This is a genomic window from Aeromonas finlandensis (assembly GCF_000764645.1).
Taxonomy (GTDB): domain Bacteria; phylum Pseudomonadota; class Gammaproteobacteria; order Enterobacterales; family Aeromonadaceae; genus Aeromonas; species Aeromonas finlandensis.
The window spans coordinates 46,410-63,430 of record NZ_JRGK01000274.1 but is presented as its reverse complement, the minus strand read 5'-3'; the positions used below and the strand labels follow the sequence as shown (position 1 = coordinate 63,430).

The following is a 17,021-nucleotide window of genomic DNA, read 5'->3' as shown; positions in this document are numbered from 1 at the left end:
CCAGTACAAGCGCCTGCACCCGGTTTGGTGTAGGTCTTGTAGATGGCCTTGGGACCTATGGTGTTGCTCTTGAAGCCACGTACCGTATCGAAACCGCCGGCATAGTAGTTCTCGAAGAACGGCAGCATGGTATCGTCACCATAGCCGTTACCGTAAGAGACCCGCCCCTTACCAATCATCACCCAGTTGTGATCCGCGTCGAGTGGGAAGTAGTGGGCATCTTCGGCAGAGAGCTTGTAGTACTGCAGCTCCATACCCGGCACGGTCACCTTGGCGTTGACCCGCTGACGATCACCAGCGGTCGGGAACATCCCCTTGTTCAGGGTGGAACGGGTCCAGCCAGCGGTCACATCGACGGTCACGAAGTCAAGGTTGGCGCCATCCTGTGAATAGAGATTCCAGAACTGATCCATCTGTACCGACTGACGGTTGTTGTTCCACTGATCCCAGCAATAAGTACTGTCTTTCTCAGGATTATCGATAAGGCACTGTTGATAGTTCTGGGCATTGAATGATGGACGGCTCAGCTTGGTGCTCTCGACACCGGTACTGAAGTCCAGCCGGTTGAACTCGTTGACCGGGAAACCGCTGGAGAGACGGAAACCGATGGTCTCATTCTCGTAGGAGACGATATCGGCATCATCGGCGCGGAACTGGTTGTAGTAGACCCGACCACCCAGACTGACACCATCGACGGTGAAGTAGGGGTCGGTATAGCTCAGGTCAACGTTCTTGGAGTAGTCGTTGGTGCTGGCGTTGATGGCGACCGTCTTGCCGGTACCCATAAAGTTGTTCTGGGAGATCCCCGCCTGCAAGCTCAGACCTGACTCAGTACCGTAACCGACACCGGCGTTGATGGAACCCGCTGGCTGCTCCTTGACCTTGAAGTCCAGATCGACCAGATCGTCGTTACCCGGTACCCGCTTGGTATCCACTTCGACACTCTCGAAGTAGCCAAGGCGGTTGAGGCGGCTCTTGGACTGCTCGATGTTGTCGGAGGAGAGCCAGGTGCCTTCCATCTGGCGCATCTCACGGCGCAGCACCTGATCTTCAGTGGTGGCGTTGCCGTTGAAGTTGATATTGCGCACATAGACACGGGGGCCCGGCTCAACGTTGACGATCAGCTCCACTTCCTTGGTCTTGTCATTGACCTGCGGGAAGGTAACCACTTTCGGATAGGCGTAGCCGTAACGGCCGAGGAACTTGGAGAGCACCTCTTCGGTGTGGGTCACCTGACTGGCGGAGTAGGTGCTGCCGGCGGCAATCGGGATCAACCCTTTCATCTCGCCACCACGATCGATCAGATCGCCCTTGAGCTGGACACCGGAGACCTTGTACTGATCCCCTTCCTTGATATTGAGGGTGACATAGACGCCCTTTTTATCGGGGGTCATGGAGACTTGGGTAGACTCCTGCTGGAAGCGGATGTAACCGCGATCCATGTAGTACGAGCGCAGGGTTTCAATGTCACCAGCCAGCTTCTGCTTCTGATAACGCTGATCCGCAGTGAAGTTCCACCAGGGCACTTCGTCACGCAGGGAGAGCTGGGCAATCAGTTTGTCTTCCGGGAAGACGTTGTTGCCGACGATGTTGATCTGCTGGATCTTGGCGGCCTGACCTTCCAGGAAGGTGAACTTGAGATCGACCCGGTTGCGCGGCAACGGGGTGACGATGGCCTTGACCTTGGCGGAGTATTTACCCACGCCATAGTAGAAATCTTCCAGCCCCTTCTCGAGGGAGGTGAGCACGGTACGGTCGAGCGGATCGCCCACACGAATACCGGAGGACTCCAGACTCTGGGTCAGTTGCTCCTCTTTGATATCTTTATTGCCGGAGAATTCGATGCTGGAGATGGTCGGACGCTCCTTGACCATCACCTGCAGCACCTGACCATCGCGGTAAACCTTCACATCCTCGAAGTTGCCCGAGGCGTAGAGTTTTTTGATGGCACTGGCCAGGGCAACGGAGTCGACGGTATCGCCAACCCGGATCGGCAGGTTCAACAGTGCGGCACCCAGGGTCACCCGCTGCAAACCTTCGACCTGGATATCTTGCACCACAAAAGAGGCAGGGGCCGCCTGGGCCAGGAAACTGGCACCCAGCAGGCAACTCAACACCAATGCTTTTTTAACAGCCATTTTGTTCTTATGTGTCCTTGTTGATGCTCTGGCCTCAGAGGCGAGCGAAATCGTTAAACAGCGCAATACCCATCAATAACATCAGAATGGCGGCGCCGATCCTGAAACCCACTTCCTGTATTTTCTCTGATACCGGCTTGCCGGTGACCGCTTCTATCAGGAAATAGACCAGATGGCCACCATCGAGTACCGGCAGGGGGAACAGGTTGATAATCCCCAGGTTGACGCTGATCAGCGCCAGGAAACTCAAAAAATAGACCAGTCCGTAATCGGCACTGCTACCGGCGCCCTTGGCGATGGAGATAGGGCCACTCAGGTTATCCAGCGACACTATGCCAGCAACCAGCTTGCCAATCATGTCAAAGGTGAGCGTGATCAGACTCCAGGTCTTGTCAGCTCCATGCCACAGCGCCTGCAAAGGCCCATACTGTAACAGAATTCGATATTCATCCGGTAATGGAACCAGTTGCGGCGAGAGGCCAACAAAACCGACCTGCTTGCCCTGTACCTTTCTCGAATCCGGCGTCAAGGTCAGGCTCAAATCACTGTTGTTGCGTTCCACCACTACTTGCAATGGCTCACCCGGCGCCTGCTGAACCCGTTCGACAAACTGGGCCCAGGCGGTGATCGGCTCCTCACCGACCTGCTTGATGCGATCGCCAACCTGCAGCCCCGCCTTTTCACTGGCGCTCTTGGGGACCACCGCCGCGACCACGGTCAATACCTTGCCGCCAAGTGGCACTATCCCCAGACTGCCGATGGGTGACTCTTTATCGGGATCGAAGGTCCAGCTGGTCAGCGACAAGGTCTTGTCGGTGGCATAGCTGGTATTGGGCGCCTGCACCTTGAGGGTGACAGTCTCATCACCCAGATGGCTGATAAGGGCGTAGGTGACGCTCTCCCAGTCGCCGGTCTGCTCATCGCCGACCCCGACAATCTCCATCCCCGGCAGCACACCGGCTTCAGCCACGATGGATGCCGGACGCACCTCACCGATCACCGGCTTGACGCTCGGCACCCCGATGATAAACATCAGCCAGAGGGCAAACAGGGCAAATACGAAGTTGGCCATAGGGCCCGCGGCGACAATCGCCATCCGCGCCCAGACACTCTTGTGATTGAAGGCGTACTGTTCGTCACCGGGTTTGAGCTCGTCGACCCGGCCATCGAGCATCTTGACGTAGCCGCCAAGGGGGATCAGCGCCAGCACATACTCGGTGCCATCTTTGCCCATCCGGCGCCAGATAGCCTTGCCAAAACCGATGGAGAAGCGCTCAACGCGCACGCCACAACGGCGGGCAACCCAGAAATGGCCGAACTCGTGCACCGCGACCAGCAGGCCGAGGGCAACAACAAAAGCACCGATGTTCCACAATACACCGCCCATCAACCAAGCTCCTCAATCAGGTAGTGAGCACGGGATCTGGCCGCACCGTCCAGAGCAAACAGATCATCGAGTGAACTGACGGCGCTGCTCTCCAGCGCCAGCATCACAGACTCGTTGATCCGGGCAATATCCATAAAGCCAATTCGTTCGGCCAGGAAGGCGGCAACCGCCTCTTCGTTGGCGGCATTGAGCGCAGTGGTCGCCGCTTGTCCCTTCTGGCAGGCATTGATGGCCAGCGCCAGGCAGGGGTAGCGATCGTAATCGGGCCGGATAAAGCTGAACTCTCCGACACTGAAGAAATCCAAAGGTTCCACACTGGAGGGGATGCGATTGGGGTATGCCAGCGCATGGGCGATGGGGGTACACATATCCGGATTGCCAAGCTGAGCCAGCACGGAGCCATCCTTGTACTGCACCATGGAGTGGATAACCGACTGGGGGTGGATCACCACCTGGATCTGCTCGGGCGCCGCATTGAACAGCCAGCGCGCCTCGATATACTCCAGCCCCTTGTTGATCATGGTGGCGGAGTCGACCGAAATCTTGGCCCCCATCGACCAGTTGGGATGAGCGATGGCTTGGGCTGGCGTCACCTTGGCCAGCTCGCTGATCTCGGTGTAACGGAACGGGCCGCCGGAACCGGTCAGCAAGATCTTGCTGATCCCCGCCGCCGCCAGATCGCAGAAGCCCGGCTGACGCTGGATCCCGGTTGGCAGGCACTGGAAGATGGCATTGTGTTCGCTGTCGATGGGCAACAGCTCGGCGCCATGTTCACGCACGGCTTCTATGAAGAAAGCACCGGACATCACCAGCGCCTCCTTGTTGGCGAGCAAAATGCGCTTGCCGGCACGCACCGCCGCCATAGTCGGGGCCAAACCGGCCGCCCCCACAATGGCGGCCATCACGCTGTGGGCATCGGGATGGGCCGCCACGTCGCACAACGCGGCAGCTCCAGACATGACCCGGGTAGTACTGCCATGAGTCTTGAGGCGACTGGCCAGCTCGCGAGCGGCCACCTCATCGACCATCACGGCAAAACGAGGAGAGAATTCGAGACAATCCCGCAGCATGGCATCCACACTGCGGGCGGCGGTCAACGCCAGCACTTGCCAACTGCCCGGATTATGGCGCAGCACCTTCAGGGTACTCTGACCGATGGAGCCGGAAGCTCCCAGAATCACCAGGTTGCGCATCAAAACTCCTGACTGAGTAGCAGATAACTGAGCAGAAACACCGGCAAGGCGGCGGTCAAGCTGTCGATCCGGTCGAGAATGCCGCCATGACCCGGCAGCAGGGTGCCGGAGTCCTTGATGCCCGCTTCGCGCTTGAACATGCTCTCGGTCAGATCACCGAGCACGGAAGCCAGCACCGCCAGCAGGGAGCAAAACAGCACGGTGATCATCTTGGCAGGCACAAAGCCCATCGACCAGGTGACACCGATAGCCAGCAGGCTGGCGGTAAAGAGGCCGCCACACATCCCTTCGATGGTTTTGCCCGGGCTCACCGCCGGTGCCAGCTTGTGTTTACCGAACGCCTTGCCGAAAAAATACGCGCCAGAATCTGCCGCCCAGACCAGCCCCATCACGAACAACAGGATCCAGGCCCCCATCATGGGGTCATGATAAAAGTTGTAACCACGGATGGCGACCAGCGACCAGAAGAAGGGAACCAGGGTCACCAGACCAAACAGGGATTTGAGCCAGATGGACTCTTTCCACAGCTTGGCGCTCTGGGGATAACGCAGCACCAGCAGCAGACCCAGCAGCCACCAGCTCACCGCGGTCCAGAGCACCCCCATCACCAACGGGTGCAAGTGGGGCGTCCAGAGTTGCTCCACCGGCAGCCAAAAGAGGCTGGCACCGAGCAACAGACAAAATACGATGGGTAACCATTGCTGCGGGGCAGCACAGACAAATCCACTCCATTCGCGACTGGCCAACAAAAACACCAGCGCAGCCAACAGGGCAAAAAATTTCAATGGCAGAAAGAAGAGCGCCCCCAACACCAGGGGGATCAACATCAAAGCAGTAATAATTCGTTGTTTTAGCAAAAGAAACCTCTCTCTTGGGAGCGGGGTTTAGCCGGTCTGCTGCTCGGCGATCAATTCCCGTATCTGTTCACCCGTGCAACCGAAGCGACGCTCGCGGGCAACGAAGGAGGCAACCGCCTCACTGAACTCGGCCTCGTTGAAATCGGGCCACAATACCGGGGTAAAATAGAGCTCGGCATAGGCGAGCTGCCATAACACAAAGTTGCTGATGCGATGATCGCCACCGGTACGGATCAACAGGTCCACGGGTGGCAGATCGGCCATGCAAACCTCGCGGGTCAGCATGGACTCATCAATATCGTCAGCGGCCAGTTCACCGGCCGCGACCGCTTTGGCCAGCTTGCGGGCCGCCTGGGCGATATCCCACTGGCCGCCATAGTTGGCCGCAATGTTCAGGGTCAACCCCTTGTTATTGGCGGTCAAGGCTTCCGCCTTGGCGATTTTGGCCTGCAACCGCTCACTAAAGCGAGCAGTATCGCCAATCACCTTGAGCCGGATCCCGTTGTTGTGCAGTTTCTGCACCTCACGACCCAGCACGGTGATGAACAGTTCCATCAAGGCACTGACTTCCCCTTCCGGGCGACGCCAGTTCTCGCTGGAGAATGCAAACAGGGTCAATGCCTCTATCTTGGCCCGCGCCGCAAAAGTAACGGCCTCACGCACCGACTTGACGCCCGCCTTGTGGCCATAAACCCGCATCTTGCCTCGGTTTTGGGCCCAGCGACCGTTACCATCCATGATGATGGCGACGTGACGGGGTAACGACGAGTTGGCACAATCACCCAACGCAGCCAAAAGCGACATGTAATTCTCCCACAAAGACAAAAGCGCCGTGCAGGGGCACTACACGGCGCTCGTAATATACCTTTCAGGCGCTTAGATTTCCATTAGCTCCTTCTCCTTTACGGCAAGGGCCTCATCGACCAGCTTGACGTAGGAGTCGGTCAGCTTCTGGATCTCTTCCTGGGCACGACGATCGTCATCCTCGGAGATCTCTTTGTCCTTCAGCAGCGCTTTCAGATCGGCGTTGGCGTCACGACGGATGTTGCGCACGGCAACACGGGCGTTTTCCGCTTCGGCACGCACGATCTTGGTCAGATCGCGACGGCGCTCTTCAGTCAGCGGCGGCAGCGGCACACGCAGGGTCTGGCCATTGCTGGACGGGTTCAAGCCCAGATCGGAGGTCAGGATCGCCTTCTCTACCGCCTGGATCATGGAGCGGTCAAAAATGGAGATGGAGAGGGTGCGAGCATCTTCTGCCACGACGTTGGCCAACTGTTTCAGCGGAGTGGCAGCACCGTAGTACTCCACCTGGATGCCGTCGAGCAGGCTCGGGTGAGCGCGGCCGGTACGGATCTTGGACATTTGGGTCTTGAGCGCTTCTACGCTCTTGCCCATACGGTCCTTGGCGTCGTTTTTAATCTCGTTGATCACAGTGGTTTTCCTTTTGGCGAACGAGCCGTTACACGGCTCGTGTCTATCTTATTTACTGACGTAATTGATAAGAGCGCCTTATGGCTCACTTTTATCTTATTTACCAACGTGGTGGATCAGAGTGCCTTCCGGCTCACCCATGATAACCCGACGCAATGCACCCGGTTTGTTCATGTTGAAGACGCGGATCGGCAGATCATGGTCACGTGCCAGAGTAAAGGCAGCAAGATCCATCACCTTGAGCTCTTTTTCAAGAACTTCATCATAACTCAGTTCATGATACAGCACGGCATCCGGATTCTTGACCGGATCCTCGTTGTATACACCATCGACCTTGGTGGCTTTGAGCACCACGTCAGCTTCGATCTCGATCCCGCGCAGGCAAGCCGCAGAATCGGTAGTAAAGAAGGGGTTGCCGGTACCGGCAGAGAAGATGACGACTTTACCAGCGCGCAGCTGGCTGATTGCCTCGGCCCAGCTGTAGGAGTCACAGACGCCCTGCAGGGAGATGGCAGACATCAGACGGGCATTCACATAAGCACGATGCAGGGCATCACGCATGGCCAGACCGTTCATCACGGTTGCCAGCATACCCATGTGGTCGCCCACCACGCGGTTCATGCCCGCTTTGGCAAGACCGGCACCACGGAACAGGTTGCCGCCACCGATGACCAGACCGACCTGAACACCCAACTCAACCAGTTCTTTGATCTCTTGGGCCATACGCTCCAGCACCGCCGGATCAATGCCGAAACCCTCGGATCCTTGCAGGGCTTCACCACTCAACTTCAGAAGAACACGTCTGTATGCAGGTTTGGGATTGGTACTCATGTCACTGATTCCTGGTCATATAAAGACCGCGACATAAGTCGCGGTCTGGGGAAACGGAAAAACCGGTTCGATTAGGCCTTTTGAGCGGCCGCGATTTGGGCTGCAACTTCAGCAGCGAAATCGGTCTCTTGCTTCTCGATGCCTTCGCCCACTTCGAAACGGGTGAAGGAGACAACGTCAGCGCCTTCTTTCTTCAGCAGCTCGGCAACGGTCATGGAAGGATCTTTCACGAACGGTTGACCAGTCAGGGAAACCTCACCGGTGAACTTCTTCATGCGGCCTTCAACCATCTTCTCGGCGATCTCTTTCGGCTTGCCGGAGTTGATGGCGATGTCGATCTGGATTTCGCGCTCTTTGGCAACGACTTCAGCAGACACGTCTTCAGGCTTGACGAATTGCGGGCTGTTGGCAGCAACGTGCATGGCCAGATCTTTGGCCAGCTCGGCAGAACCACCGGTCAGCTTGGTGATAACACCAATGCGGGAACCGTGAACGTAGGTACCCAGGTTGTCACCTTCAACCAGCATCACGCGACGCAGGTTCATGTTCTCACCGATCTTGGCGATCAGGTTGGTGATGGTCAGCTCGACGGATTCGCCGTTACCGAAGTCAGCGGCTTTCAGCGCGTCAACGTCAGCAATTTTCTGGGTCGCAGCGATGTCAGCGATCTTCTGGCCCATTGCCATGAAGCTGGCATCTTTGGCGACGAAGTCGGTTTCGCTGTTCAGCTCGATCATGACGGCAACGTTGCCTTCGGTGCGAGCAAAGATAACGCCTTCAGCGGCGATACGGCCCGCTTTCTTGGCGGCTTTGGCCTGACCGGATTTGCGCATGTTCTCAATTGCCAGCTCGATATCACCAGCAGCTTCTTCCAGTGCTTTTTTGCAATCCATCATGCCAGCGGCAGTGCGCTCGCGCAGTTCTTTTACCAGGGCGGCAGTAACGTTAGCCATGTCCAGTATCCTCGGTCTTGAATTGACAAGAAACAGGGGCCACAAGGGCCCCTGCTAACCAATTACATCAGCTTGGTTAATAAGGGCTTTACAGTCCTTATCAATTACTCAGCTTCAACGAAGCCATCTTGTTCAGCTTGAACAACGATGTCCTGTTCGCGAGCTTCCAGTACGGTGTCAGCAGCAGCATTCAGGTACAGCTGTACGGCACGGATAGCGTCGTCGTTACCCGGGATGACATAGTCAACGCCGTCCGGGTTGGAGTTGGTATCAACGATGGAAACTACCGGGATACCCAGGTTATTGGCTTCTTTGATAGCGATGTGCTCGTGGTCGGCATCGACAACGAACAGAACGTCAGGCAGGCCGCCCATGTTCTTGATACCACCCAGGCTCTTCTCCAGCTTTTCCATTTCGCGAGTACGCATCAGCGCCTCTTTCTTGGTCAGCTTTTCGAAGGTACCGTCTTGGCTCTGGGTTTCCAGATCTTTCAGGCGCTTGATAGACTGACGAACGGTTTTCCAGTTAGTCAGCATACCGCCCAGCCAGCGGTGGTTTACATAGAACTGGTCGCAACGCTCAGCGGCTTCTTTTACGGCTTCAGACGCGGCACGCTTGGTACCTACGAACAGTACCTTGCCTTTCTTGGCAGCTACGGAGCTGATGAAGTTCATGGCATCGTCAAACAACGGAACGGTTTTTTCCAGGTTGATGATGTGAACCTTGCTGCGGGCACCGAAGATGTAGGATTTCATTTTCGGGTTCCAGTAACGAGTCTGGTGACCGAAGTGAACGCCGGCTTGCAGCATGTCGCGCATAGAAACTTTAGCCATTTTATACCTCTGTATGGGGTTAGGCCTCCACACATCCCATATAACCGACCCGTTAAGGCACCCCGGTATATGTGTCGATGTGTGTGTGTTATTGATTAAGGGTGATGAAATGGTGGACGCAAGTTCCCCATTCCGGCGCGCTTTATACCATAACTTTGTTCAGGACACCACCGGCCGACACCCTAAACAGGTGTAAATATGGATCCCGCCAGAGGATGCTGCGACGCTGTTTTGACGTTGTGATGACAATCACACTGGAAGTACGCAGGGGTTGCGGATAAAATTTTGCCCTGATTGCAAACGCATCTATTTTTCATTACCTGTCCTGCCTGCCCTCGCAGGCCCAGCGGCAGGCCGCAAGAGAGATCCCATGTCCATTAAAATCAAGACACCGGAAGAGATTGAAAAGATGCGCGTTGCCGGCCAATTGGCCGCCGATGTGCTGGTCATGATTGCGCCCCATGTCAAAGCTGGCGTCACCACTGACGAACTGAACACCCTCTGCCACAACTATATTGTCGACGTACAACAGGCGGTTCCGGCTCCGCTGAACTACCACGGCTTCCCCAAATCCATCTGCACCTCGGTGAACGATGTGATCTGCCACGGTATCCCGAACCACAAGAAGCTGCGCGATGGCGATATCATCAACCTGGATATCACCGTCATCAAGGATGGCTACCACGGCGATACCTCGGCCATGTTCATCGTGGGTGAAACCACCCCGCTGCGCCGCCAGCTCTGCAAAGTTGCGCAAGAGAGCCTCTACGCCGCCATCAAGAAGGTGCGTCCGGGTGCCTGCATCACCGAGATTGGTGCCGTTATTCAGCCCATCGTCGAGAAGGCCGGTTTCTCCGTAGTGCGTGACTACTGCGGTCACGGCATCGGTGCCGAGTTCCACGAAGAGCCGCAGATCCTGCACTACCGCAACAGCGGCAAGCAGGAGCTGAAACCGGGCATGTGCTTCACCATCGAGCCCATGGTCAACAGCAAGAAGTATCACTGCAAGGTCAATCCGAAGGATGGCTGGACCGTGACCACCAAGGATGGCGGCGACTCCGCCCAGTGGGAGCACACTCTGCTGGTGACCGAAGATGGCTGCGAGGTGCTCACCCTGCGCCCCGATGACACTATCGACCGCTTCATCAAACACAGCTAACATCGAACCCCGGCCCTGACATCCCAAAGCGCCGGGGTTTTTACTTCCCGTTTCAGCCATTTGCCTGCCACTTGCGTGTGAGATGCCATGGACGCCAGCCTGCTTTCCCCCCATTTGTTACCCGATGATCAGCTCACCCGCGACAACTGCAAAGAGTACCTGAGCCGCTTTCTCGGCTGGCTGCACGCCCGGTTCGATGCCGGTGACAACATCATCGAGCTGGTCGCCACCCGCTCCGAGTACATGGATCAGCTGCTCTGCCGGCTGTGGCAAAAGTTCGGCTTCGACAAGAGCGATCTCACCCTGATCGCGGTGGGGGGCTACGGCCGCGGCGAGCTGCACCCCCACTCCGATATCGACCTGCTACTCCTCTATGACGGCGACGAGCTTGATGAAGTGCTGGGGCTGCGGATCGGCGAGTTCATCACCTTGCTGTGGGATCTCAAGCTGGAGGTGGGTCAGGCGGTGCGCAACGTGGCGGAGTGTCTCGAGCAGGGGCGCGCCGATATCACGGTGGCCACCAACCTGATCGAGGCCCGCTACATCACAGGTCGCAAAGAGGGCTTCCGGCAACTCAAGGAGGCGACTGGTCCCCAGCACTTCTGGCCAAGCGAGCAGTTCTTCAAGGCCAAGCGTGAAGAGCAGGCCCTGCGCCATCAGCAGTTTCTCGGCACCGCCTACAAGCTGGAGCCCGATCTCAAGAGCAATCCGGGCGGTCTGCGGGATATTCAGACCCTCGCCTGGGTCGCCCGCCGCCACTTTGGCGCCACCACACTGTTCGAGATGACCAGCCACGGCTTTCTCAACCGCGCCGAGTACCGCGAGCTGCTCGACTGCCAGAACTTCCTCTGGAAGGTGCGCTTTGCCCTGCACATGGCCATCAACAAGGGGGATAACCGGCTGTTGTTCGATCGCCAGCGCACCGTGGCCCAGATGTTGGGGTTCGAAGGGGAAGGCAACACCCCGGTCGAGCAGATGATGAAGCGCTTCTACCAGACGGTGCGGCGAGTCTCCGAGCTCAACGAGATGCTGCTGCAGCTGTTTGACGAGGCGATCCTCGGCAACACCGCCATGGATGTGCGCCGCCTCTCCGACGAGTTCCAGCTCCGTGGCCGCCTCATCGATGCGGTGGATGCGGAGCTGTTTACCCGTGAACCGGCCGCTATCTTGCGCCTCTTCTATCAGATGGCCCAGCATCCCGAGATAGCGGGTATCCACTCGGCCACCCTGCGCCAGCTGCGCGAAGCGCGCCGCAAACTCAACTGCTGGTTGCAGGACTTGCCCGACTGCCGTCGCCTGTTTATGGCGCTGCTGCGCCACCCCAACGGCATCGGCCTGCCGCTCACCCTGATGCACAAATACGGCATTCTGGCGGCCTATCTGCCCCAGTGGAACCTGATCGTCGGCCAGATGCAGTTCGACATGTTCCACGCCTACACGGTGGATGAGCACACCCACCGGCTGCTCAAGAACATTCATCAGTTCCCCAATCCGGCCAGTCGCCAGAGCCACCCGCTCTGCCACGAGGTGTTCACCCGGCTGCGCAAACCGGAGCTGCTCAGTATCGCCGCCCTGTTCCACGACATCGCCAAGGGGCGGCGCGGCGATCACTCGGAACTCGGCGCCGTCGACGCGCTGGAGTTCTGCCAGCTGCATGGTCTGGATCGCTACGAGAGTCGACTGGTCGCCTGGCTGGTGCGCCACCATCTGCTGATGTCGGTCACCGCCCAGCGCCGCGATATCTATGACCCCGACGTGGTCACCGATTTTGCCCAGAAGGTGCGCGACGAGCAGCATCTTGACCTGCTCTACTGCCTCACGGTGGCCGATATCTGCGCAACCAACGACACCCTGTGGAACGACTGGAAGGGCACCCTGCTGCGGGAGCTCTACTTCGCGACCCAGAAGGCGCTGCGCCAGGGGCTGGAAAACCCGCCCGACATGCGGCTGCGCATTCGCGAAAACCAGCGTCAGGCCAAACAATTCCTGGCACAGCGGGATGTGCCGGAAGAGGCGATCAACCAGCTCTGGGCCGATTTCAAGGCCGACTACTTCCTGCGCCACAGCCCGGAGCAGATCGCCTGGCACTGCCGCCACATCATCGAGCATGGCGACAACCCGGCGCCGCTGGTGATCATCGGCAAACACCCGACCCGCGGTGGCAGTGAGGTGTTTATCTACTGCCGCGATACTCCGAATCTGTTTGCCACCGTGGCCTCGGCGCTGGATCAGAAGAACCTCAACATCCACGACGCCCAGATCATGAACTCGCGCAGCAACTTCGTGCTCGATACCTTCGTGGTGCTGGAGCCGAGCGGCGAACCCATCAGCCCCAACCGCACCGCCACCATCAAGAAGGCGCTGGAGAAGGCGCTGCAGGAGCCGGGCAAGCTGGTGCTGCGCAACAAGCCGCTGTCGCGGCGCCACCGCCAGTTCAGCGTGCCGACCCGGGTAGTCTTCCTGCCTCATAAAGGGGAGAGCCGTCACACCCTGATGGAGCTGACCGCCCTCGATACTCCCGGCCTGCTGGCCCGGATCGGCGCGGTATTCCAGCAGTGCGGGCTGTCGCTGCACGCTGCAAAAATCGCTACTTTCGGCGAGCGGGTAGAGGACTTTTTCAGCCTGACCAGCCTCGATGGCGAGCCATTGACCGCCGTGCAGCAACAACAGCTGGAAGAGCGACTGGTGCACCAGCTCAATCCCCAGCAGTCGGTGCTGGATTAAGTGAAGCGTGATTCGAAAGAGGCTGTTTATCTGGCGTTTTTTGCCATGCCAAACAACTGGTTGGCGCACTCCGGATGAAGAAATAGCCGCTGGCCGGAAGAATTCCGGCCAACCCCTTAAAAACAGTCAGAAAAGTGTGATACAACAAACAGAATTTTTTAAAGGAAACCTGTCATGACCGAGTTGCAACAGATCATTGAAGCGGCCTTCGAGCGCCGCGACACCATTACTCCGGGCTCCGTGGATAGCGCCACCAAGTCCGCCATCCTGCAAGCCATCGACCTGCTGGACTCCGGCAAGGCGCGGGTTGCCGAGAAGATCGCCGGTGAGTGGGTTGTCCATCAGTGGTTGAAGAAAGCGGTACTGCTCTACTTCCGCATCAACGACAACGGCATCATCAAGGGCGACGATGCCCAGTACTACGACAAGGTTCCCCTCAAGTTCTCCAACTACACCGCCGAGCAGTTCAAGGAAGCGGGTGTGCGCGTGGTGCCGCCGGCAACGGCCCGCAAAGGCTCCTTTATCGCCCCCAACACCGTGCTGATGCCCTCCTATGTCAACATCGGCGCCTTCGTTGATGAAGGCACCATGGTCGATACCTGGGCCACCGTCGGCTCTTGCGCCCAGATCGGTAAAAACGTCCATCTCTCCGGCGGCGTCGGCATCGGCGGCGTACTGGAGCCGCTGCAGGCCAACCCGACCATCATCGAAGACAACTGCTTTATCGGTGCCCGCTCCGAAGTGGTTGAAGGGGTCATCGTCGAAGAAGGTTCCGTCATCTCCATGGGCGTCTTCATCGGCCAGTCCACCCGCATCTATGACCGTGAAACCGGCGAGATCCACTACGGCCGCGTACCGGCTGGCTCCGTGGTCGTTTCCGGCTCACTGCCCTCCAAGTGCGGCAAGTACAGCCTCTACGCAGCGGTGATCGTCAAGAAGGTCGATGCCAAGACCCGCGCCAAAGTCGGCATCAACGCCCTGCTGCGCTCCATCGACGAGTAATCAGCATTGCTTGATGAAAAGGGCGCCTGATGGCGCCCTTTTGATTTTGGCGCCCCTGTCACAGGCAAGCCATGAGGCATCGGTTAAGATAGATGGGACAGGATCGTTTCAAACCGAGGAAGCCCGATGTACGAGAATCTGAAGAGCCTGGGGATCCAGGATCCCGCCTCCGTCGACAGCTATACCCTGCGCCAGGAGGCCAACCACGACATCCTCAAGATCTACTTCAAGAAGCAGAAGGGCGAGTTCTTCGCCAAGAGTGTCAAATTCAAGTATCCCCGCCAGCGCAAAACCATGCTGGTCGACTCCGGTACCCATGAGTACAAGGATGTCACCGAGATCAACGCCAACCTCAAGTATGTTGTGGATGAGCTCGACAACCTGACCCAGGGCGTCCATCTGCAGGCCGACCCGGACATCAAGCAGAAGATCCTGCGCGACCTGCGCCATCTGGAAAAAGTGGTGCAGAACAAGATCAGCGAAATCGAGCGGGATCTGGAGAAACTCTAATCCCATTCCACTCAACAAAAGAGCGCCCAAGTGGCGCTCTTTTTTATTGGCTGGCGTTATCTGGCGATGGCGTGCGACAAGGTGAGCAAGGCACATCACCTTGTGCTGCTGGGTCACCATTGGGCACACCCCGTTACACATCGCCCCTTGGGCTGCCCCACTCATGCAGTAACCCGCCCCAGGTCGACTCGCACTCTCCTGAATACAAATAGCAAGAGGGAGGCTTTCGCCTCCCTCTTCAAACACGCTGATATTCAGGCAACAGGATTAGTTGCTCTTCATCCAGATGTCCATGTCGGTTTTCAGGTTGTCAGACTTGGTACCGAAGATGGCTTGTACGCCGGAACCAGCCACTACCACACCGGCAGCACCCAGTTTCTTCAGACCAGCCTGGTCAACTTTGGCAACATCTTTCACGCCAACACGCAGACGGGTGATGCAGGCATCCAGAGAAGCGATGTTCTCTTTACCACCGAAGGCGGCAACCAGAGCAGCGGACATCTCGTCTTTGCCGTGGCCAACAGTCTCTTCAGCAGTCTCGTCTTCACGACCCGGGGTTTTCAGGTTCATGGCACGGATTACGAAGCTGAACACTACGTAGTAGATAGCAGCGTAAACCAGACCCAGACCTACCAGCAGCAGCATGTTGTCGGCACGCGGTGATTGCACCACGAAGTCGATGAAGCCGTTGGAGAAGGTGTGACCGTGTACGATACCCAGAGAGTTGGTCAGCACATAAGCCAGACCAGCCAGTACAGCGTGGATTGCGTACAGAACCGGAGCGATGAACAGGAAGGAGAATTCAATCGGCTCGGTGATACCGGTCAGGAAAGAGGTCAGGGCAGCAGAGGCCATGATACCAACGATCTTGGCGCGGTTTTCCGGCTTGGCAGCGTGAGCAATGGCGAACGCAGCAGCAGGCAGACCGAACATTTTGAACAGGTAGCCACCAGCCAGCTGGCCGAAGCCGTTACCGGCAGCGCGGGACGCGTCATCAGCAGTCAGGAAGCAGGTCATGATACCGTGAACAGTCTCACCGGCGCCGTTGACGCAGGTACCAGCCTGATAGAAGAACGGTACGTTCCAGATGTGGTGCAGACCGAACGGGATCAGGGAGCGCTCAACCACGCCGTAGATACCGAAGGCCAGTACCGGGTTCTGGTTGGCAGCCCAGTCAGAGAAGGCACCGATGGCGCCACCTACTGGCGGCCAAATCACAGACAGGATCACACCCAGACCGATGGAAAGGAAACCGGTGATGATGGGTACGGCACGCTTGCCGGCGAAGAAGCCCAGATACTCTGGCAGCTGGATCTTGTAGAAACGGTTGAACGCCCAGGCAGCGATACCACCGGCCAGGATACCACCCAGCACGCCGGTTTCGATGGTTTCAACACCCATCACAGGAGCCATGACCTTCAGGGTAGCGGTCATGATGCCGTAGCCAACGATGGCTGACAGACCGGACACACCGTCGTTATTGGTAAAGCCGAGGGCCACACCCACTGCGAACAGCAGAGCCATCTGACCAAATACGGAACCACCAGCTTGCTCCATCAGTTGGGAGACAATTTCTGGCAACCAGCTGAAGTGGGCTGCACCCACCCCCAGCAGAATACCTGCGACTGGCAAGACTGATACTGGCAGCATCAGCGCCTTACCAACCTTTTGCAGATTAGAGAAAGCATTTTTGAACATTGTGTGCGCTCCTGAATGGATTGTCTTCCCTGAACGATCTATCTGGATGAAATAACCACTGATTCATCCAGATATCTTCGAGTCGGGCTTGTTTATTTTGACCATCAGAATATAACCCAGCGAGTCGTAAATTGCTGCTTTCGAAGAGGTCGGAATATTGAATTTGGAGGGAAGATCACAACTTGATTGGAGGCGGGGAAATCACATTAATATTAAATAATAATCTGCATTATCACTCTATTACAAAGATATATAAATTGCAGTTTCACATTGTATTTTAATAATGCCATATGCATCACCTA

At 57.3% G+C, this 17,021-nt stretch carries 14 protein-coding genes; 4 read left to right on the top strand and 10 right to left on the bottom strand.

Annotated features, from left to right (window positions below; all coding sequences use genetic code 11):
• From bamA to rpsB, 9 genes are all read right to left on the bottom strand, one after another.
• Positions 1-2,138: outer membrane protein assembly factor BamA (gene bamA, locus LD28_RS0116080; protein ID WP_033137953.1), on the bottom strand; the 2,138-nt coding region annotated here is incomplete at its 3' end.
• Positions 2,139-2,172: 34 nt separating this feature from the next.
• Positions 2,173-3,525: a sigma E protease regulator RseP gene (gene rseP / locus LD28_RS0116075; RefSeq protein WP_033137951.1), complete on the bottom strand. Its 1,353-nt coding sequence runs from the start codon at positions 3,523-3,525 to the stop codon at positions 2,173-2,175.
• Positions 3,525-4,718 (bottom strand): 1-deoxy-D-xylulose-5-phosphate reductoisomerase, encoded by a 1,194-nt coding sequence (gene ispC / locus LD28_RS0116070; protein WP_033137950.1) that lies wholly within the window; start codon positions 4,716-4,718, stop codon positions 3,525-3,527. The genes rseP and ispC overlap by 1 nt, the downstream gene beginning before the upstream one ends.
• Positions 4,718-5,575, bottom strand: coding sequence for a phosphatidate cytidylyltransferase (locus tag LD28_RS0116065; RefSeq protein WP_033137949.1), 858 nt, complete (start codon positions 5,573-5,575; stop codon positions 4,718-4,720). Before LD28_RS0116065 ends, ispC begins: the two co-directional genes overlap by 1 nt.
• 27 nt (positions 5,576-5,602) lie before the next feature.
• The gene (uppS, locus tag LD28_RS0116060; RefSeq protein ID WP_005338574.1) at positions 5,603-6,379 is read right to left on the bottom strand and encodes a polyprenyl diphosphate synthase; all 777 of its coding nucleotides are present in this window, start codon (positions 6,377-6,379) and stop codon (positions 5,603-5,605) included.
• A 72-nt stretch (positions 6,380-6,451) separates the two neighbouring features.
• A complete protein-coding gene (frr, locus tag LD28_RS0116055) occupies positions 6,452-7,009 on the bottom strand; it encodes a ribosome recycling factor (protein ID WP_033137948.1) in 558 nt (185 codons plus the stop codon).
• Between the two features lie 96 nt (positions 7,010-7,105).
• Complete coding sequence (pyrH, locus tag LD28_RS0116050; protein WP_033137947.1) at positions 7,106-7,840, bottom strand: UMP kinase; 735 nt, start codon at positions 7,838-7,840, stop codon at positions 7,106-7,108.
• 71 nt (positions 7,841-7,911) lie between these two features.
• Complete coding sequence (tsf, locus tag LD28_RS0116045) at positions 7,912-8,793, bottom strand: translation elongation factor Ts (protein ID WP_005338578.1); 882 nt, start codon at positions 8,791-8,793, stop codon at positions 7,912-7,914.
• Between the two features lie 104 nt (positions 8,794-8,897).
• Positions 8,898-9,626: a 30S ribosomal protein S2 gene (gene rpsB, locus LD28_RS0116040; protein WP_033137946.1), complete on the bottom strand. Its 729-nt coding sequence runs from the start codon at positions 9,624-9,626 to the stop codon at positions 8,898-8,900.
• 370 nt (positions 9,627-9,996) lie between these two features.
• Here rpsB and map point away from each other — a divergent pair, with 370 nt between their 5' ends.
• From map to LD28_RS0116020, 4 genes are all read left to right on the top strand, one after another.
• Entirely contained in the window at positions 9,997-10,785 is a 789-nt protein-coding gene (gene map, locus LD28_RS0116035) for a type I methionyl aminopeptidase (protein WP_033137945.1), read from the top strand.
• A gap of 87 nt (positions 10,786-10,872) precedes the next feature.
• Complete coding sequence (gene glnD, locus LD28_RS0116030; RefSeq protein ID WP_033137944.1) at positions 10,873-13,509, top strand: bifunctional uridylyltransferase/uridylyl-removing protein GlnD; 2,637 nt, start codon at positions 10,873-10,875, stop codon at positions 13,507-13,509.
• Between the two features lie 174 nt (positions 13,510-13,683).
• Positions 13,684-14,511 (top strand): 2,3,4,5-tetrahydropyridine-2,6-dicarboxylate N-succinyltransferase, encoded by an 828-nt coding sequence (dapD, locus tag LD28_RS0116025; RefSeq protein ID WP_005338581.1) that lies wholly within the window; start codon positions 13,684-13,686, stop codon positions 14,509-14,511.
• A gap of 126 nt (positions 14,512-14,637) precedes the next feature.
• Entirely contained in the window at positions 14,638-15,021 is a 384-nt protein-coding gene (locus LD28_RS0116020; RefSeq protein WP_033137943.1) for a DUF3461 family protein, read from the top strand.
• Positions 15,022-15,288: 267 nt separating this feature from the next.
• Here LD28_RS0116020 and ptsG read toward each other — a convergent pair whose 3' ends face one another.
• The gene (ptsG, locus tag LD28_RS0116015; RefSeq protein WP_033137942.1) at positions 15,289-16,719 is read right to left on the bottom strand and encodes a PTS glucose transporter subunit IIBC; all 1,431 of its coding nucleotides are present in this window, start codon (positions 16,717-16,719) and stop codon (positions 15,289-15,291) included.
• Positions 16,720-17,021 lie beyond the last annotated feature (302 nt).